At 55.6% G+C, this 19276-nt stretch carries 20 protein-coding genes; 9 read left to right on the top strand and 11 right to left on the bottom strand.

What is annotated here, in order from left to right:
- Positions 1–351: 351 nt before the first annotated feature.
- Both F1E05_RS13640 and F1E05_RS13635 read left to right on the top strand, forming a co-directional pair.
- The gene (locus tag F1E05_RS13640) at positions 352–1563 is read left to right on the top strand and encodes a right-handed parallel beta-helix repeat-containing protein (RefSeq protein WP_150049347.1); all 1212 of its coding nucleotides are present in this window, start codon (positions 352–354) and stop codon (positions 1561–1563) included.
- A 376-nt stretch (positions 1564–1939) separates the two neighbouring features.
- Complete coding sequence (locus tag F1E05_RS13635) at positions 1940–4831, top strand: hypothetical protein (protein WP_232056655.1); 2892 nt, start codon at positions 1940–1942, stop codon at positions 4829–4831.
- A 135-nt stretch (positions 4832–4966) separates the two neighbouring features.
- Here F1E05_RS13635 and F1E05_RS13630 read toward each other — a convergent pair whose 3' ends face one another.
- The 5 genes from F1E05_RS13630 to F1E05_RS20635 all read right to left on the bottom strand — a co-directional run bounded on the left by F1E05_RS13630 (position 4967) and on the right by F1E05_RS20635 (position 8185).
- Complete coding sequence (locus tag F1E05_RS13630) at positions 4967–5515, bottom strand: M15 family metallopeptidase (protein ID WP_150049343.1); 549 nt, start codon at positions 5513–5515, stop codon at positions 4967–4969.
- 60 nt (positions 5516–5575) lie between these two features.
- Positions 5576–5989, bottom strand: a complete 414-nt coding sequence (locus F1E05_RS13625) for a GFA family protein (protein ID WP_150049341.1) — start codon at positions 5987–5989, stop codon at positions 5576–5578.
- 224 nt (positions 5990–6213) lie between these two features.
- The gene (locus F1E05_RS13620; protein ID WP_150049339.1) at positions 6214–7434 is read right to left on the bottom strand and encodes a potassium/proton antiporter; all 1221 of its coding nucleotides are present in this window, start codon (positions 7432–7434) and stop codon (positions 6214–6216) included.
- Between the two features lie 420 nt (positions 7435–7854).
- Complete coding sequence (locus tag F1E05_RS20440; RefSeq protein ID WP_197737364.1) at positions 7855–8073, bottom strand: hypothetical protein; 219 nt, start codon at positions 8071–8073, stop codon at positions 7855–7857.
- A gap of 7 nt (positions 8074–8080) precedes the next feature.
- A complete protein-coding gene (locus F1E05_RS20635; RefSeq protein WP_232056654.1) occupies positions 8081–8185 on the bottom strand; it encodes a phage integrase N-terminal SAM-like domain-containing protein in 105 nt (34 codons plus the stop codon).
- A gap of 303 nt (positions 8186–8488) precedes the next feature.
- On the opposite strand from F1E05_RS20635, the gene F1E05_RS13610 reads away from it, so the two are divergent.
- From F1E05_RS13610 to F1E05_RS13600, 3 genes are all read left to right on the top strand, one after another.
- The gene (locus tag F1E05_RS13610; RefSeq protein ID WP_150049337.1) at positions 8489–8986 is read left to right on the top strand and encodes a hypothetical protein; all 498 of its coding nucleotides are present in this window, start codon (positions 8489–8491) and stop codon (positions 8984–8986) included.
- Between the two features lie 169 nt (positions 8987–9155).
- Positions 9156–9548 carry a hypothetical protein gene (locus F1E05_RS13605; RefSeq protein WP_150049335.1) on the top strand — a complete coding sequence of 131 codons (393 nt, stop codon included), beginning with the start codon at positions 9156–9158 and terminating at the stop codon, positions 9546–9548.
- Positions 9549–10087: 539 nt separating this feature from the next.
- Positions 10088–11131 (top strand): methyltransferase domain-containing protein, encoded by a 1044-nt coding sequence (locus tag F1E05_RS13600; protein ID WP_150049333.1) that lies wholly within the window; start codon positions 10088–10090, stop codon positions 11129–11131.
- A gap of 223 nt (positions 11132–11354) precedes the next feature.
- On the opposite strand, the gene F1E05_RS13595 is transcribed toward F1E05_RS13600, so the two are convergent.
- The 6 genes from F1E05_RS13595 to F1E05_RS13575 form a co-directional block, all read right to left on the bottom strand.
- Positions 11355–12455: a DJ-1/PfpI family protein gene (locus F1E05_RS13595; protein WP_232056873.1), complete on the bottom strand. Its 1101-nt coding sequence runs from the start codon at positions 12453–12455 to the stop codon at positions 11355–11357.
- 198 nt (positions 12456–12653) lie between these two features.
- Entirely contained in the window at positions 12654–13058 is a 405-nt protein-coding gene (locus tag F1E05_RS13590) for a hypothetical protein (protein WP_150049331.1), read from the bottom strand.
- 50 nt (positions 13059–13108) lie between these two features.
- Positions 13109–13570, bottom strand: a complete 462-nt coding sequence (locus tag F1E05_RS13585; protein ID WP_150049329.1) for a methyltransferase family protein — start codon at positions 13568–13570, stop codon at positions 13109–13111.
- A 77-nt stretch (positions 13571–13647) separates the two neighbouring features.
- On the bottom strand, positions 13648–14409 hold the full coding sequence (locus tag F1E05_RS13580) for a helix-turn-helix transcriptional regulator (RefSeq protein WP_150049327.1): 762 nt from the start codon (positions 14407–14409) through the stop codon (positions 13648–13650).
- A gap of 198 nt (positions 14410–14607) precedes the next feature.
- Positions 14608–14748: a hypothetical protein gene (locus tag F1E05_RS20285; protein ID WP_190303142.1), complete on the bottom strand. Its 141-nt coding sequence runs from the start codon at positions 14746–14748 to the stop codon at positions 14608–14610.
- 69 nt (positions 14749–14817) lie between these two features.
- Positions 14818–15516: a ComF family protein gene (locus F1E05_RS13575; RefSeq protein WP_150049325.1), complete on the bottom strand. Its 699-nt coding sequence runs from the start codon at positions 15514–15516 to the stop codon at positions 14818–14820.
- 64 nt (positions 15517–15580) lie between these two features.
- On the opposite strand from F1E05_RS13575, the gene bioB reads away from it, so the two are divergent.
- The 4 genes from bioB to bioC are packed head-to-tail and all read left to right on the top strand — an operon-like array spanning position 15581 to position 19274.
- Positions 15581–16570 carry a biotin synthase BioB gene (gene bioB, locus F1E05_RS13570; RefSeq protein WP_150049323.1) on the top strand — a complete coding sequence of 330 codons (990 nt, stop codon included), beginning with the start codon at positions 15581–15583 and terminating at the stop codon, positions 16568–16570.
- A complete protein-coding gene (bioF, locus tag F1E05_RS13565; RefSeq protein ID WP_150049321.1) occupies positions 16571–17731 on the top strand; it encodes an 8-amino-7-oxononanoate synthase in 1161 nt (386 codons plus the stop codon).
- The gene (gene bioH, locus F1E05_RS13560; RefSeq protein WP_150049319.1) at positions 17728–18489 is read left to right on the top strand and encodes a pimeloyl-ACP methyl ester esterase BioH; all 762 of its coding nucleotides are present in this window, start codon (positions 17728–17730) and stop codon (positions 18487–18489) included. The genes bioF and bioH overlap by 4 nt, the downstream gene beginning before the upstream one ends.
- Positions 18486–19274, top strand: a complete 789-nt coding sequence (gene bioC / locus F1E05_RS13555) for a malonyl-ACP O-methyltransferase BioC (protein ID WP_150049317.1) — start codon at positions 18486–18488, stop codon at positions 19272–19274. Before bioH ends, bioC begins: the two co-directional genes overlap by 4 nt.
- Positions 19275–19276: the final 2 nt, after the last annotated feature.

The raw sequence follows: 19276 nt of genomic DNA, 5'->3' as shown, positions 1-19276 counted from the left end.
ACGAATTTGTAGGAAGTATTTCAAATTAATGAGCAGGGTATTGGTTGATTTTGGATTGACTGTTACCGTTGCTATCGTCGGAACGGCCGACTCAATCGATGAGATGGTTAAATGGATTTGGCGGCACGTCAGCCGATTTAAGTCTGACTGCGTTTGCGGTTAAACTGAGCCCGAGAATATCAACTGGAAGTTTGTTCGGTTGCTAACGCGCGTCGTTGCAGCGATGATTTGTGTATCAGCTCGGCATCCGCATCCGTCCGTAGTTTCAATGGCTACACCTTATGTCAAAGCGAGGCGGATATGCCGTCATGCAAAACCTCATTCCGCGTGCTTTTGACCGTGTTGACTCTGATGGACTCCAGCAGACCGGTCGAGGCTCGCTGGGGGGCGAGGCCGATGGCCGAGCGTTACCGGCCGCAGCGCGCTTGGTTGGCGAATTTCGCGGCCACGGCGGACGTGACGGCGACCGGTTCCATCGCCGGCGCACTGGAACAATGCGACCAAAAAGTCGGCAGAAAAGGCTATTGCGTGGTCGAAATCGCAGGAGCGGTAAGTGACATTCCGGCGGAAATTACCCGCTCTCGCACCAAATTGCGCGGTGCTATCGGCATGACGCCGTTGACGAGCGCGCAAAACGGCGCTTTTTTGTACATCGGCAATCAGCGCAAAGAAATCGTCGTGCAAGATTTGGAATTTCAAGGCCATCAGGCCGGAAGCGAGGATATCTACGCAGTGATTATCGAGGGCAATAATCTGAACAGGATTGCCGTCACCGGCAATACCATACATGATTTCGCCAGCCATCAGGACGCCCACGGCATCGCGGTATACGGCAGCGGAAGCAAAGGGATACGCGACGTGATCATCGAAGGCAACCGCGTGTACCACATGCAAACCGGTTCCAGCGAGAGCATTGCGGTGAACGGCAATGTACAGCGCTGGTCGGTTGCCGACAATCGTATCGAACTAGTCAACAATATCGCGATAGCGGCAATCGGCGGCGAACGAACATTGCCCAGCGCGGTGCGATTGCCTCATCCTTTGGACGCCGCCCGTTACGGCTTCATCGAAAACAATCGGGTGCAAAACGTCTCTACCTTGAATAATCCGGCTTACGACCATCAGGAAACTTGGGCGGCCGGCATTTATGTGGACGGCGCCCGCCATATCCAAGTTAGCGGGAACGATGTCGAGAACGCGCCGTGGGCTTACGAGGTCGGCGCGGAGAATTGCGTCGTTGCCCGCCACGTGACGTTACAACACAATGTTGCAAGCGGCAGCCGATTCGGCGATTTGCTTTTGGGCGGTTACGCCGAACAAGGATTTCGTAGCAATAAGCGCATAGACTGCGATACGGTCGATGCCGAGGAAGGCCACGGCTACCTGGACTATTTGACGGTCGAGAATAACACCTTCGAATCTGCGGATACCGAACAGGAGGTGGTGACGCTGCAATATCGCATCCGTCATGCGTTGGTGATTGCGCCCGGAGTGTACCCCGAAAATGCTGCCGGCAACGGTTCGGCCAAAGGCGACGCCAATGCGGTGAGAGTCAGCCGATAAGCCGGGTATGCCGGCTAACGATTATGAAGCCGCTGCATTGCCCTTGCCGATGAAAACCATCGATAGTAGGAGCGACGCGAGTCGCGATTCAAAAGGCCATTCGCGACGAAGACGCTGCTGCTTGATGATTTTCAGAGCAAGGTTGTGACGGCGTATAGTCGAGGATTAGACCTAGGGCCTAGGAAACTAACCTGCCAAGTCTGTGCATTTGCGAGTCAACCCATCATAATACCGTCTTCAGGGTTGCGGCTCGGATTCCGCCGGTCAACTGCGGACGCGGCCCGGTTCATGCCGGCGCAGGTAATAATGCGCTGTCGGTGACTATTCAACGAGAATCAAATACATGACGGCAGGTTACTTTACACGCGGGTTACTCTTGTTTTGCGTTTCGGCGCTGCATTCGGCCTGGGCGTCGGCCCCCGGGACCTTGGATAGCAGTTTCGGCGACAAAGGTAAATTGACGACGGCCGTCGGCAAGGATTATGCGATTGCCAATGCCGTCTTGCAGCAAGAGAACGATAAATTGCTGGTAGCCGGCGTTAGCCGCGACGAGTCCGGCGACGACTTAATGCTGGTTAGGGTCAACAACGACGGCAGCCTGGATACCACCTTCAATAAAACCGGCAAACTGGCGCTGGATATTGGGCCCGGCGACGATATTGGCAATGCCTTATGGGTGCAAAACGACAAGCGCGTGGTGGTCGCCGGCAGCAGTTTTCAGGGTAGCAACGACGATTTCGTGCTGGTGCGGCTGACGCCGGCCGGAGCGGCGGACAATAGCTTTTCCGGCGACGGGGTAGTGATAACCCCTATCGGCAGTGCCAACGACGGCGCCTATGCCTTGCTGCAACAAAAGAACGGTTTATTGGTCGCCGGCGGTTATACCGAGACCGCCAGTGCAGGTTACGATTTCGCGTTGGTGCGTTACACGGCGGCCGGCGAATTGGACAAAAGTTTCGATAGCGACGGCATAGTCAGCAGCGACTTTGCCGGTAAAGACGACGTAGCCTACGCCTTGGTCGGCCAAGCGGACGGTAAACTAGTGGCGGCTGGTTACAGCAATAATGGCAGCCGCGATAGCTTCGCCCTGGCGCGCTACAACAGCAACGGCAGCTTGGATGCTACATTCGGTACGGCGGGTAAAGTCGTCACCACTTTTCGCGGCAACGGCGACCGGGCCTATGCGCTGATTCGCCAAACCGACGGTAAATGGGTTGCGGTCGGCTCCTCCGGCAACGGTAATGACGACGACGTCGCGCTGGCGCGTTACGGCGGCAATGGTCAGCCGGACACTAGCTTCGGCAACGGCGGCAAAGTGGTGACGGCGGTCGGCAGCGGCAACGAAGCGGCTTACGCAGTGATACAGCAATTCGACGGTAAGTTGTTGGTGGCGGGTTATACCGAGAAAGGCAACGGCAACGTGGATTTTTTGCTGGTGCGCTACAACGCCAACGGCAGTCTGGACAGCAGTTTCGGCAGCGGCGGCAAACTGACTACCAGCTTCGGTGCCGGCCAGGATAAAGCCTTGGCGGCCATTGCCCAAAGCAACGGCTCGCTGGTGTTGGCCGGCTTTGCGGAAAGCGGGACTAAAAAGGTGGCGATGGCCCGTTATCTGTTCGACGACGACGACGGCGACGGCATCCTGGACGATGCGGACAATTGCCCGCTGACCGGCAACCCCGAGCAGGAAAATCACGATAGCGACGCCGACGGCGATGCGTGCGACGAAGACGACGATAACGACGGCGTTAACGACGCGGACGACAAATTTCCGCTCGATCCCAGCGAATCCAAAGATAACGACGGCGACGGCATCGGCGATAACGCCGATACCGACGACGACAACGACGGCATTCCCGATGTCGACGATCCTTATCCGACCGACCCCTATTTGTTGGTGCGCGCGGACGGGAGTAAAAGCGGCGACCTACTCGGTTATGCGGTAGCCAATGCCGGCGATCTCGACCAAGACGGCTATGACGACGTGATTATCGGCGTGCCGCGTTGCGATCGAAAATTAGCCGGCAAACCGCGCGCCGCCGGCAACGTCGGTTGCGTATCGGTGTATTCCGGTAAAACGGCGCAGGCATTGTCGGAACTCGCTTGGGTAGGTGCCGCGGCCGGCGACGAATTCGGGATTGCCGTGGCCGGCGGCGCCGATTTCGACAAAGACGGCATTTCCGATGTCGTTGTGGGTGCGCACAAAGCGGATACTACCGATTCCGCGACCGGCAAGCGCTTGAAAGACGCCGGTGCGGTACTGGTCTATTCCGGCGCGGACGGTCGACTATTGTTCCGGATTGACGGCGAGGGTAAAGGAGACCGCTTCGGTGCCGCCTTAACCTTGTTGGCCGATGCCGACGGCGATAGCTACCCGGATTTGTTGATAGGCGCTTGGAGAGCCGATCCCGCCGATGCCGCAAGCGGTAAAAAATTGCTCGATGCCGGTGCGGCCTACGTGTATTCCGGCCGCAACCAAGCATTGCTACATAAATTCAGCGGCGAATCCAAGGGCGATGGCTTCGGTGCGGCGGTGGCCGGCGCCGATATCGACAACGACGGTGCCGGCGATGCCATCGTCGGCGCCTATCGCTACGACAAGCCGGTAGCGGGCAAACGCAAGAAACTGGCTAACGCCGGCGCGGCATATCTGTTCACGGCCGCTGCTTGGCAGCAGGCGTTTAAAATCGAAGGCAGCCACGCGGGCGACCGCTTCGCTTATGCGCTCGCCGGTTTTGCCGATGTCAACGGCGACGGGAACGCCGAGTTTCTGGTCGGCGCGCCGGGGGAAAATGCAAGCATCGAAGGCAGTACGCGAGTCGTCAAGCACGCCGGCAGCGCCACGCTCTATTCCGGTGCGAGCGGCGATGCCATCGCAAAAATCAACGATAGCGATCCGCAAGCCGAGGCCATGTTCGGGAGTGCGCTAACCGCCATGGGCGACATAGACGGCGACGGTCTCAGTGATTTCGCGGTCGGCGCTTTCGGCTACGACGCGAGCAAAAATGAGGTGAAGTTAAGCAATGCCGGTAAAATCGCCTTGCATAGCGGCGCGGACGGCAAGTCATTTTTCAGCCTGAGCGGACGCAACAAGGGGGATAACTTCGGTTTCGCGTTGGCCGGCGGCGGTGACCAAAACAACGACGGTGTAGCGGATTTGATCGTCGGCGGCTACAAGACCGATCCTGTGCAAACCGGCGGCGAACAACCGGTGAAAAATGCCGGTTCGGTCGACGTGGTATCGGGGGATGCCGGTAAATCGGACTAACGGTTGTTCAGGTGGTCGGCAGAAGCCTCATGCGAAGTGCGCACTCGGCTGACGCAGTTCGTCATAATTCGGCAGGTAGGTGCCGAGGTGCGTACCGCATCGCTCGTGTTGAGAGATTGATGCGGCTCACTGTGTTCAGCTACCAGCTTTGCCAAAGCCGGACTCGCCGTAACACCAATGCCAAGGTTCGTAGACATATCCGAACGGATTGTTTTCGGGAAACGATAGGGTAAAACCGAAATTGGCGGCGTGCTTGACCAGCCATTCGAACGCATGGGTAGTGTCGAATTCGGCGTCCAACGGCCGCACGGTTCCGGTAGCGACGTCTATCGCCCGGCCGGTGTGATGCTCGCTGCAGCCCGGCGGGGCGAGTATTCGCAAGACGGCGTCCAGCGTTTGTTTGCCGGCCAATTTGGCGGCGATCAATTGCACTTGCCGTTCGACGCTGCGATAGGCCGACACGATGTGGATTTCGGCGCCGTCCGCCGATGCGGCAGCTTTCATGCGCTTCCACGCCGCGGCGGCGGCCGGAGTGAGTAGAAACTCCCTGCCGTCGGGCGAGCGTTCGGCCGTTTTCAATTCCATCGCTTCTGCGAATAGCGGCAGACGTCTGCGTTCTATCTCGGCTTCAGACAGGCCGATCTGCTGCCAATAGTGACTGTATTTTTCCGTCAGTGCGTGCATGGCTATGGTTGGCGGGCAAACGGTCAAAGGCTGATAGGCGAATCGGGCGGCGTGTGATGGTTACGCGGGATATTCGGCATAACGCGGCAATGTATCGCCGTCGCAGGACCATGCGGCGCGCGAGTTCCAAAAGATGCGCGCTTGCGGCAGGATGGGGCTGGCGTCATCCAGAGAACCGGCCGGGATCAGCACGGCGTCCAGTTCCGGTACGACTCTGGCGACAGCGCAGCCGCATTCGCTGCAAAACTGCCTGGCGAAGCGAATCGCGTCCGGAACTTTGTAGCGTTTTAATAACTTTTCGCCGCTGACGAAGTGCAGTTTTGCGTGACCGAAAAACAAATTGCTGGCGTGGCCGGCACCGCTTGCCTTGCGGCAACGTTGGCAATGGCAATGATAAAAACGCTGCGGCTCCCCGCTGACTTGGTATCGGACGGCACCGCACAAGCAGCTGCCGTTCAGAGTAATTGCAGACATGATCATGCTCCTTTTTCAATTCGGTTGGGGTGAACAGTGCGTTGGCCGATCCGGGGCAAAGTTGCATCCGCGATCGAAAAATCATCATGGGCAATACGGCCGGCCGTTAGACGGGTTTATTTCGTTTGCATGGCTGCTTTCGCGCCTCTCCGGAGTGCCTCCACTATGCCTAAGGTTAATAAGTAACTGGTTACGGCAGGTAGCTCCGGAATCAAGCCGGATCGCTATTTTTTGTCAGCCAAGCCGAGCCAACGCGCGAACGCGGCTAGCGAAAATCCTTGAACCAAAACCGACATCACCACGATGAAGCTGACGACGACAAAGATTTCCCCGCCTTCTTGCAAACCCACGGCCAGCGGAAAGGTGGCCAGCACGATAGGCACCGAACCTCGCAAGCCGACCCAGGACACTAACAGTTTTTCTTTGAAAGGCATTTTTGTCCAGAACAGGCTGATAAACACGCTAAGCGGGCGGGCCACGAACATCAAAAACAGGCTGATGACCACGGCAACCGCTGCGAGTGCGGAAAGTTCGGCTTGATAAGGGACCGACAACATGCCCAAAGTCAAAAACATGATGATCTGCATCAGCCAGGCAAAACTGTCGTGAAAAGCGCATATATAGTGCTGATGCACGATCTCCCGATTGCCCGCCACGATGCCGGCGACGTAAACCGCCAGGAAACCATTGCCTTTCAATAAAGTAGCGCCGCTGTAGGTCAACAAAACCAGGGCGATTGAGGCTATCGCATATAGGCCGGCATGGCTGAGTCCCATGCGGTTCAACAACCACACCATGAAACGGCCGGCCAGATACCCAAGACCTATGCCGACGCCGAGTTGTAGTATCAAAAACAGACCGCCATGCAACCAGGAGGTATGACCGCCGGATAAAAAGCCGAGCAGCGTCACGGTCAATAAAACGGCCATAGGATCGTTACTGCTCGACTCCAGCTCCAACAACGGCTGCAGTTTGCCTTTCAATGCGATACGGCTGGAGCGCAATACCGAAAAGACGGCCGCTGCATCAGTGGACGATACGATAGCGGATAACAACAGGCCCTCGGGGAGGCTGATGCCGTGGACGCCAAGCGAAAACGTACTGAACGAACCGAGAATAAACCAGGCAAAGCTGCCTAACAGCAACATGGTGATGAAAACGCCGACGGTGGAAAGACACAAGCCTTGCCAAAGCACGGGGCGAATATTGGCCCAACGAGAATCCTGGCCGCCGGCAAACAAAATGAAGATCAGTGCAAAGTCGCCGATAAATTTGGCCACCTCGGGATTGTTGAGCCAAAAACCGCCGAACCGGCCGATTAACCACCCGGTCAACAGAAAAAACAACAGCGAAGGTATGCCTACGCGGCTGGCTAATTTACTGGAAAATACGCTGACCAGTAACAAAATGGCGCCAGCTAGGCTGACTAATTCAATTGACGGCATCCTGCGTTTACTTTGATTTAAAAATGAGTAGTCTACGAAAAACATGACATGTTTTTTTGTTTATGAACCGCGCAGCTTTCCTTTTTAGGCGGACGCCGGTGTACTTTACTGCACCGGACAGGCGGTTTTCTCGGTAATCACCCGGGTCTTGCCGCTAGCGGCCCAGGTCGGCACAGCAAGGGGCGGTCGATGGGTTTTCACGGCGGAGAGTGATTGCGGGAAACACCTATTGCCAAATCCATTCTCCGGCCGCATTGGGGTATTTGCGTTTCAAGGCATGGGACAACTAAACGGCACTGCCTCCTTGAGTCAGATCGGAAGCATGCCATTCCTTGACCTTACTCAAATGCGCCTGCAGGGTAGGCGACAGCGACGCCGGTAGCATCGTCACTCTGTCCTTGGCGCCCTTGCCGTCGCGTATCAAAATTTCGCGGCGCTTGAAATCGACATCCTGCACCCGCAACCGCAAGCACCCATGATCCGCATGCCGGTGCCGTACAACAAACTGGCAATCAGATGCGGCGTGCCGTTCAAACGCAGCAAAATTGCCTGGATTTCGTCGCGATTTAACACCACCGGCAAGCGTTTGGGCGCCTTGGCTTGCTCAACACTGTCCAACCATGGCAATTCGATTGCCAATACTTCCTTACAGAAACAGCAAAGTGGCCTCGGCCTGATTTTGCGTGGACGCCGACACCATACCTTCGACCGCCACATGAGTAAAAAACCGCTCCACTTCACTAGCGCCCAAGTCACGCGGATACCGCTTGTCAAAATACAAAATATAACGTTTAATCCAAACGTATATGCCGGTTTGGTACGGATATTGTAATGTTTCAAGCGGATTTTATCGCGCACTTGGTCCAGCAACTTAGGCGGATGGATTGATGGATTTTGCATTTTCTATAGGATAGGCTAAATTTTAATAACTATATGAAATTAAAGTTATTTTATCGATTTTTAATTTTTTTAGCCAACCGGATGACCGATTGTTTTGCGTCATTTAGGATGGCTAATTTTAGTTAGACCACACTTTCCTTTATCGGAGAAAGCTATGGCCGATCGCGAAGACCGAGCATATAAGACCACGGATCTGTCGACATTGCTCGCATACAAAGGAACACCCGAAGATCGTGATCTCCTGCTAAAGCTTTATGAACAAACCTGCACGACCTGGCGAATGCTGGTAGACGTGCGCTTTAAACTATTCGCGTTGGTGCCAACAATATCTCTCGTCTCGTTGGCCACAGTATTTAGTGGAGGTGACTCTACGAAATATTTTTCTCCTGGGCTTCGGTTACTTTTTGCAATCCTTGGGCTCGCAGCTACGGTCGGCTTGCTTGTCTATGAGCTTCGCAACTCGCAGCTACATGACGACCTCATAAGTCGGGGGCGGAAGATCGAGGATGAGTTAGGGGTGGACACAGGCGTGTTCCGTGGACGAAAGGTCGCGAAGGGTCTGATCAAACACGATAATGCAACTGTTCTCATATATGGTGCGGCGCTCGTTGCCTGGGTCGCCTCAATTTGGACCTCGGCCTGCGGGCTGTGAAAACAGTGTCGAAAGACGAATTTATGCTGGTCTCGACAAGTGTGGTCTAACAACGCCATCAACGCGGACAGTGTGGCTGCCGTTATGCATGGTCTGCCTCCCGCTACTGCCATTTTGCCAAGCCAGGCAATTACGGTTTCCCCAATTGATAATCAAAAAGGAGGTTTAGTTGCTTACGAAGAAATTGTTTGTAATCGCCATTTGGGTCATCCTCGGTTGCGCCTATTTGTGGCTACTCAACTTTGCCAAATTTCCGGCGGGCTCGTTTGAGAGCTTTGCTCACTTCTCGTTTATGCTCATCGGAGCAGGGTTGGTCTATGACATCACAGCCAAAATGTATGCCATACCGTCTTTCCGGAATAATTGGGGTAGGCTGCTGGGTTGTATTGGCGGCGTTGTCCTCGGCTTTCTTATGGTTCTCTTAGGTGTCGCTTGTGATGCCCAGACTTGGCTCCCAATGCATCTTGGGTTTCTTTTCGCACTTGGTGGCGTAGTTTTCACCGTGTGGCAGGCGACAAAAGCAGAAGAGGTCTTTAAAGAACTACAAAGCACGTTTGGGTAGCCATGCATAACCTTTCGGTCAGCCGGCAAGCTACACTTGCCGGTTTCCTCCGCGCTTTGCGCTCCGGCCGCCGGTTACCTCGAACGCTAGGCTTAGAATTCACGCTTACGTGGCATGTCGGGCTTACAAGCACAAGCCTGATTGATGGGCGGGGTTCAGTAGTTGAGTCACGGGCCTTATAAAATTCTCGGAAACTTCGGTTCATTAGTCCAGGCCAACGTTCAAGGCGGCGGGAAATGCGCGGCTAAGCTATTCGGGTAAATCCCAAGCCATGTCCCGTGATTGGATCGGCCGACTTGCAAGGCTGAGAGCGGTTGCTTAGGCTTAGCCATGGTCACGCAATTGCAGTTGACCGGGTGTTAATCAAAGTCCATAGTCAGGCATTGCAATACCCCACGCAACTGCGGCAAAGCTAAAACCGTGCAAAAGCTTTCCGCCATTGCCGCCGGGCGGCGGCTGACGTTACCATAGCGCGGCTATAGGCTTGGTTTTTCAGTATTGGTCGGCCGGGTCAAATCAACGAGATTGAGGTAAGTGCAATGACCAGTAACATAGATATCAGCGAATCGGTTCGTTACTATTACGGGCAGGTCTTGCAATCCGGCAGCGATCTTAAAACCAGTGCTTGTTGCAGCATAGAGGCACTGTCGCCGTATCTGAAAGCCTTGCTGGCCGATGTGCACCCTGAAGTTTTGGAGCGATTTTACGGCTGCGGCTCGCCGTTGCCGCCGGCTTTGCAGGGCGTCACGGTACTGGATTTAGGTTGCGGCAGTGGCCGGGATTGCTATTTGTTGTCCAAATTGGTCGGGCCGCAAGGCCGGGTGATAGGCGTGGACATGACGCCGGAACAATTGGAGGTGGCGGTCCGCCACCGCGATTGGCACGCCGCCCGATACGGATATGCTAATGTCGAGTTTCTGCACGGCCATATCGAAAACTTGCGCACCGTGGCTATAGCCGATAACAGCATAGACCTGGTGGTGTCTAACTGCGTGATCAATTTATCCCCGGAAAAGCCCAAGGTGCTGGCGGAAATCTTTCGGGTGTTGAAACCGGGCGGGGAATTGTATTTTTCCGACGTGTTCGCGGATCGGCGGATTCCGACGCAGTTGCGGCAAGATCCGTTGTTGCTGGGCGAATGTTTGGGGGGGGCGTTGTATTGGGAGGATTTTCGCCGCATCCTGCAGGATCTGGGTTGTCCGGACGTCCGTACGGTCAAGCAAAATCCCGTCAGCCTGGACGATCCCGAGGTTTACGCCAAAATCGGCATGGTGAAATTCCATTCGGTGACCGTGCGCGCGTTCAAACTGCCGCTGGAAGACCGCTGCGAAGATTTCGGCCAAATCGCGGTTTATCTAGGCAGCATTGCCGAGCATCCGCATGGGTTCGAATTGGACGATCACCACCATTTCGAAACCGGCCGGCCGCTCAGGGTGTGCGGCAACACCGCGGACATGCTGGCCGGCAGCCGCTATGCCGAGCATTTTCAAATTATTGGCGATAAAACCCAGCATTTCGGTTTGTTCGATTGCGCGCCTTCTATTGCCAATGCGGCCGGCAAAGCCGAGGGAGCTTGTTGTTAACGAACGGGTAGGGGCATTCGGTCGAGGCTGTATAAAAACGTCATATAGCTATTTGAAAACAGGGATTTGTACCACTTGCGGATTTTTCAGCGTCTGCAGCAAAACCGCTGGTCCGGGTAATTATCCAAAATCGCCAGTTTCAGTAACCTTCGGCCCAAGCAATTATCAGCTTTCGGCGAGCTAAATGACATTTTCACTACTCCCTTGTGCAGAGCAGTCTGGACTAACGCCGCGGATATTCGAATTGCAGGGCCACAAAATCGGCAGTCGGCGCACCGTAACGTCCGGCAATAGCTTCAATTACTGCATCCAGTGCGTGAGCGGGAGTGCCCGTATAAACGGGCAGGACAAATCGACCCGGTGCGGAGTCTGTCTCGGTTTCCATGAGCAAGCCGTGGCGAGAACGCACTACGCCGTTTACATTCGTCGCCAATGCTTCGGAACGAAAGGTTCGGGACCAGGCATCCGCCATGATTGCCGCGGAAATCTCATCGAAACCGCGGTCAACTGGCATTTCGACAGCTTCGTGTCGCCACACGGCGAGCCAATTGCCGAATGCTAGAAAGATGCGCTCTGCGGTTAAAGAGAACGCAGACGTATCGTGATCGATGTGCCAAGTGCTCAGGCCCAGCCGTCGCGCGGTAAGATCGGCGGTATGCCGACCGGCAATCGCCTCGACCAGCACCAACGATGCCGGCAGCGAAGCGCTGATACCCGTGGTGGTCATCACCTGTCCGTCAATAACGACGCGTTGGTTATACACCCATGTCGTACCGGAAAATGCTGCTGCCATTTCCTGCAAACCCGACCAGTGTGTGGTCGCCGCTTTGCCTTCAAGTAGACCTGCATGCGCGATAATGCGTGCGCCTTCACAAATCGACACTACTGTCGCACCCTTTTCGGACTGGAACCGCACCCAGTCCAGCAGTACCGGATTTTCCGCTCTCACCATGGCGGGCACAATCAGAATGTCCGCTCCGACCGCGGTTGATTCGTCGAATTGCCTTATCGTCATATCCGCACGTATCCGCAAAGCGGGCGTCAGCTCAACTGTGCCGGGCTCTGTCGAAACCGTCACCACATCGGCTGCGCCGGATTCCATTAACACCCCGTAAGGGATGACAAAATCGGTGGTTTCTGTACCGCCATTGTCGGCAAGTATGACGATCAAAGGGCGTAAACGCCGCTCTTTCGGAGCCGGTAGGATGAGCGCATTCTTCTTCAGTTCAACGATGTTGGCGCGAGTGGTTGCTGCGCCGAGGTAAAATTGCCTGTAGGACGTTAACGCGGCAAGCAGAACTATCGCGAAACCGGTGATTCTCATCAAGGCGGGACACTTCATTTGTTCTCCATGACCGTCGATCGACGGACAGCGAAAAAGTCGAGCGTTAATATGCGAGGGCTTCACTGGCTACGCCAGGACCTGAATTTGCGCGGTTATTCGCGCTCCACCGATGTCTTATGCTGCGCTCGAATATGCATGGATAGCACTCCTACCCAAGTCGGGTTCTCTTGAGCGCCTTCAACGCGCATTTGCAATGAGTCTTGAACGCCGCAACAGATAGGCGAGATAGCAGGCTGCCACCACATCGTAGGCAAGGCAAAACATTGGCCACCAATGGGGTACGCCTGGATTGGCAATGAGATGGTCGTGCAAGAAATCAAATAGGCCATGGGTGACTAACGCCGCCACGACAAACCACAAATTGCGTTTGAAACCAAGAACGGTGACACCGAAAAATCCGACCATCACGGCTGCCTCGCTAAGGACGGCCAGGGTCGAGCCAGTCATCACCGCAAACAATCCGTAGTAGGATGCAATCACGACCAGCACGGTTGGGTAGAAACTACGTTCTTTGTCCAAGCCGACGAGTGTCGCGAACGACGAAACCAATGTGGCGATGATGATGCCTGCGAGATACGCCATTTTGACGCCTGCTATCGAATGTGTAGATTTAGTGGCCGTCGAGTCATGTCTCATAGCCACCTCGGAACGGATTGCGTGTAGGTGTGGAAATGTTTGCCGAACTTTGAAGACAGCGCTCGTTCCTCGGGTAAAATTTGAAAGCGATTCATATAGATAACAAACGCCGGCAACAGGATGAATCCCAGGACATGCGCGAGAAAGAATGCCCAGCTACCTAGTGCGAATAAGAAGCCGACATACATGGGGTTCCGGCTGAAACGATAGGGGCCCGAGCTAACCAAGGTAGACGCGGCACCCGGTCGCGCCGGATTAACCGTTGTTTTGGCCGCACGAAATGCAACGACGCCGGCAACAGCGAAGGCGATGCCCAGACCGCACAATGCAACCGATATGACAAGACGCCCGGGTATGGTGAAGGACATAAACGGAAACTGCGCTGATGCAAGCCACATTGCGCCTACCATGAAAAGTGAAAAAGCGACGGGAGGAATTCTGAGTTCAAGAGCGTTCATGAGTGGTTTCCTGTCAAATTGAGTTGATGTGGAGCCTAGTCTACGGGCTCACATCAGCTCCGGCTTGAACGAAACGGCTATTCGCGCTCGAAGCTGGAAGGCGCAATCCCGAACATGCGCTTGAAAGTCCGCGAAAAATGCGCGGAGTCTGCAAATCCGCCGGCATGCGAGGCCTCGGTCAAATTTCTGCCAGACGCAAATGCCGTGAGCGCGATTTCGATGCGCAGCCACAGCACGTAAGGCCGAAACCGCATGCCGGTTTGCTCGATGAAGAGATGGCGAAAGCGATCGGGAGAGAGGCAGGTGGCATCGGCAATTTCGGCGAGCGGAACCGCATCAGCTATACGCTCGCGCAGAAGTTCCAACGCTTGTTCAATCCGCTTATCCAGTGGTAACACCGGAGCCGTACTCATGGCGGCAAGCTTGGCAGTCACCGAATGAGCACGGGTGATGAGTTCCGAATCGCGGGCGACCCCGTTATAGGAGGCGGCCAGAGCGTTCAGTTCAAGCTCCAGCATTTCATAGGCCAACGATGAAATCGGTTCGCCTTGACATAGCTGGTGTAGTGCCCGTCCCTCACGGGACTCCGGTTCAACAAAGATCATTGCCACAAATTCGCCGCGTGCTTCGAATGCGTGGGGCCGGTGCGCAGCGATGATCGCCGCTCGATAGACGCTCCAGTTTGCGTTGGGGCGTCGAAACCGCACTCCGCCGTCGGAGAGCGGCAACGTAATCTGGATTGCATGATGGGAATGGAAATCCGTCGGCTCTCCAGCTCGACCGATCCACAGACTCCCGCCGCGCCAAAGCACGATACGCCCGGTTCCTGTCGTCTTCATTTAATGCTACTCCTCTGCGACCCATTCTCCTTTTCCAAATGCGAGCACGCCGCCTGCTTTTAGGAATGGCCATGTTCCTTAAAAGTAGCAACTCTCGTTTCAGCGCTGCGTCATAAACGTCCGTAGTGAGAAGAAGGTTGCAAGCCGCAAAGGGTAGGCTTGAGCATGTGTTACCCGCACTTAACCCTGGAGTCGTAATTACGGCCGGCTTTTTCGCCACAAATAAACGCCAATCAGACTGGTGGCGGCCACCAACAGCAGCATGAGCATGGGGTGTTGATAAAAGGCGTCGAAAAAGGCGCCGGTGCTTTGCGAAGTGTTTCTATAGTAAGGACCCATTTTCACCTCCCGCGGAATTATTGCCGGCAGCATACCAAGCGAAATTGCGCTGTCCAGTGCTCGCCTGTCTCAAGCGCGGGCGCAAACCCAAACGTCTATTTTGCTCACGCCGCCCCGTTTCAAGCTGGCGGCTAACGCGTTGACCGTCGCGCCGGTAGTCATCACGTCGTCGACAATAGCCACGTGGTGGTAAGGCAGCGGTGTGCGCAGTTCGAACGCGCCGCGCAAATTTTTGCGCCGCTGTCTTGCCGTCGAGCCGGTTTGATGACCCGTATCGCGCACGCGGATGCAGCCGGAAATATCCAAGGCGATATCCAGCTCACGCGCTATCACCCGAGCAATTTCCAGTGCTTGATTAAAACCGCGCTCGCGGTAGCGCTGCGGGTATAAGGGAACCGGTATCAAGCAATCCGGCCTGTTTGCCTGGGTGCCGACGTGTGCGGCCAATAGCCGGCCCAGCAGGCGAGCATGCACAATGCGCTGTCGGTATTTGAGTCCGGTGATCAAGTGTTGCAGGTATTCGTCGTACAGATAAGGTGCATAGGCGGCGTCGAACCATGGCGGGCTGGCGATACAGCGGCCGCACACTATTTCATCCGGCTGCCCGGCCTCGAAAGGTTGTGCGCAACGGGGGCAGCACGGCGAATTGTTTTGCAACTGACCGGCACAGACCGCACACAGGTCGAAATCCGCGTATCCTTCGGCTTCGCAAAAGATACAGCGCGGCGGCAGCAATTTCTTCTGTATAATATTTAGCCAGTTGTTCACTTTTATTGGTATAAAAAGTTGTTAAGTGCGCTTGCGCGCTTTGCATCAATTCGGAGATTAGCAGATGACCGCCCGCCAGGAACGTATTCAAGTCGACGCATTCGTCCGCCACGATTGGCGTTTGGAACAAGTCGAAGCTTTATTCACTTTGCCGTTTAACGATTTACTGTTCGAAGCGCAAAGCGTGCACCGGCGGTTTTTCGACCCTAACGAAGTACAGGTCAGTAGCTTGTTAAGCATTAAAACCGGTTCGTGCTCGGAAGATTGCGGTTACTGCCCGCAAAGCGCCCGTTACGATGCCGACTTGCATCCGGAGGCGCTGATGCCGGTTGCCGACGTATTGCAAGCCGCCGAGCGGGCCAAAGCGCAAGGTGCTTCGCGTTTCTGCATGGGTGCGGCGTGGCGTAGCCCCAAAGACCGCGACATCGAAAGAGTGGTGGAAATGGTCAAAGGCGTCAAGGCTTTGGGCATGGAAACCTGCGTGACCTTGGGTATGTTGAGCGATAAGCAAACCCAAGCGTTAAAAGACGGCGGCTTGGATTATTACAACCATAATCTGGATACCTCGGAGGATTATTACTCCGAAATCATCAGCACCCGCAGTTACCAAGACCGTTTGGATACTTTGGATAGGGTGCGCGCCGCCGGCATCAATGTTTGTTGCGGGGGCATCGTCGGCATGGGCGAGTCCGAAACCGATAGGGCTAAGTTGTTGTTGCAATTAGCCAATATGCCCAAACATCCGGAAAGCGTGCCGATCAACATGCTGGTGCAAGTGCAAGGTACGCCTTTGTACGGCACCGATACGCTGGATCCTTTGCTGTTCGTCAGAACCGTTGCGGTTGCCCGCATCATGATGCCGGAAGCGCGGGTGCGCTTATCGGCCGGGCGTAAAGACATGAGCGACGAAATGCAAGCCTTGTGTTTTCTGGCCGGCGCCAATTCGATTTTCTACGGCGATAAGCTGTTGACCACCGATAATCCGATGACGAATAGCGACCGGCAGTTGTTCGATCGCTTGGGATTGCGGATGGGCGGTTCCAGCTACGCCTGAATGAGCAACCCGTTTTACCATTTCGCCCCGCAGTTGCACCAATTGCGCGACGCCGGCTTGTTGCGGGCGCGCCGAATTTCGGATGGTCCGCAAGGCGTCGATGTCATCGTTGACGGTAAGTCGGTCGTCAATTTTTGCAGCAACGATTACCTAGGGTTAGCGAATCATCCGGAAGTGATTGCCGCGTTTCAGCAGGCGGCTGAACGCTACGGCGTAGGTAGCGGTTCCGCGCATTTGATCTGCGGACATACCGCGGCGCATCACGCTTTGGAGGAAGAATTGGCCGAATTCACCGGCCGCGAACGGGCGTTGTTGTTCTCGACCGGTTATATGGCCAACATCGGTGTGATCGCCGGTTTGCTGCAGCGAGGCGACAGTGTTTTAGAGGACAGGCTGAATCATGCCTCGCTACTGGACGGCGGGCTGTTGTCCGGAGCGCGCTTTCAGCGCTACCGGCATGCGGATTTACAAGATTTGAGTCGCAGGCTGCAAGCTGCCGGCGGCCGAACGCTGGTGGTTAGCGACGGGGTGTTCAGCATGGACGGCGACATCGCCAACGTCCGCGGCTTAGCCGATCTGGCCGACAAATATCAGGCCGGATTGCTGATAGACGACGCCCACGGCTTCGGCGTGTTGGGGGTCAAGGGCGGCGGCGTGGCCGAATATTTCGATCTCGGCCAGCAACAATTGCCGATATTGATGGGAACCTTGGGCAAGGCGTTCGGTACTTTCGGCGCATTTGTCGCGGGTTCTGCCGATCTGATCGAATTGTTGCTGCAAAAAGCGCGCAGCTATGTGTTTACCACGGCGCTGCCGGCCGCAGTGGCCGAAGCGACCCGAACCAGTTTGCGATTGTTGCAAACCGAAGCATGGCGGCGCGAACGTTTACACGCATCGATCCGCCGTTTTCGCACCGGTGCGGCGCAGTTGAATCTGAACGTGTTGCCGTCCGAAACGGCGATACAGCCGGTTGTATTGGGCGACAGCCGGCTCGCTAGCGCCGTCAGCGGCAAATTGCTGCAACAGGGTTTTTGGGTTTCGGCGATCAGGCCGCCTACCGTCCCGGACGGTACTGCCCGCCTGCGGATTACCTTATCCGCGCCACACCGGGACCAGCACATCGACGCCTTGCTCGAGGCTTTAAGCCGGTCGCTGACATGACGCAAGTTTATTCCGAAATTTACGGTAACGGCCCACCGTTGGTTATGCTGCACGGCTGGGCGATGCACAGCGGCGTGTGGCGGGATTTCGCCTTACGCTTGGCCCAACGTTACCGAGTCATTTGTCTGGACCTGCCGGGGCACGGCCGCAGCGCGATGTGCGGCGCAACGGATTTGGACGAGATTTGCGAGGTGCTGATGCGGGCCATTCCGGAGCGGTCGTGCCATTTACTTGGCTGGTCCTTGGGTGGGACACTTGTCATGGCGATGGCCGAGCGTTTCCCGGAACGCGTCGATAAAGTGGTGGTGCTGGCCGGCAATCCGAAATTTGTACAAGCCGACGATTGGCCGGGCATCAGGCCGGATACCCTGGAGGCTTTTGCCGATTTGCTTAGGCGCGACGTGCAGCAAACCTTGACGCGATTTTTAGCCTTGCAGGTTAATGGTTTACCCCACGGTAAAGTGCTCTTGAATGTTCTGAAACAAGCGTTGCAGGAATGCCCGGCTGCGGCGGATGCCGCATTAGCAATAGGATTGCAAATACTGAAATCTGCCGATTTGCGCGGTTTTCTCTTGCAAAATCAGGTGCCGACCGCCTTGATATTCGGCGATAAAGATACTTTGATTCCGGTTGCCTGCGCGACAGTACTAAAACGACTGAATCCAAGATTGCAGGTGAGCGTTTTAGCGTCGGCGGGGCATTTACCTTTCTTGACCCATGCGGATGAGCTGGTCGAACTAATCGTGAGTCATTTATGAAAGGCGTTGTATCCGACAATGTCAGAATCGCGCGCTCTTTTGCCGTGGCCGCAAGCCGTTACGACCGCTTAGCGACCCTGCAGCGCGAGGTCGGTTTGGAATTGATGCGGCGTTACCCGCTGCAGGCCGGTCTGGGTAATTGCTTGGATTTGGGCTGCGGGACGGGATTTTTGACCGGTCGTATGTTGACGGGCGGTGGGGCGGAGCAGTTGTTGGCGTTGGACATTGCGATGCCTATGTTGCAAACGGCGCGCGGCAAATATCCGCTCGGGAACGCCGGTTATGTCTGCGCCGACGCGCAACGTTTGCCTTTTGCCGACAACAGTTTTCAACAAATTTATTCCAATTTGGCGTTGCAATGGGTCGGCGATCTGGCGGCGACATTCTCCGAGCTGCGCCGGGTGATAACGCCGTCCGGACGGTTGGTATTCGCCACTTTCGGTCAAGACACCTTGCGGGAGCTCAAGGCGGCCTGGGCGCGGGTGGATGCCGGTCGTCACGTCAATAGCTTTCCGAGCGCGGTGCAGACCGAAGCGTTACTGGCTGGTGCAGGATTTGAGCGGGTGAGCGTACAATCCGTCCTTTACCGGTCCCGCTATCCCGGCGTCGATGTTTTGATGCATGAGTTAAAAGGTTTGGGCGCGAATCAAATCAAGCAAGCGCCAATACGGACAATCACCACTAAAGCCCGATTGAATGCCATGATAGAGCACTATCAGGCTCTGATGACGGAGCCCGGAATCGTGGCCAGTTACGAAATTTTGTTCGCGGCGGCCGAGCGCTAACC

The sequence above is a fragment of the Methylomonas rhizoryzae genome, assembly GCF_008632455.1.
Lineage (GTDB): Bacteria > Pseudomonadota > Gammaproteobacteria > Methylococcales > Methylomonadaceae > Methylomonas > Methylomonas rhizoryzae.
This window is presented reverse-complemented; position numbering and strand designations above follow the sequence as displayed.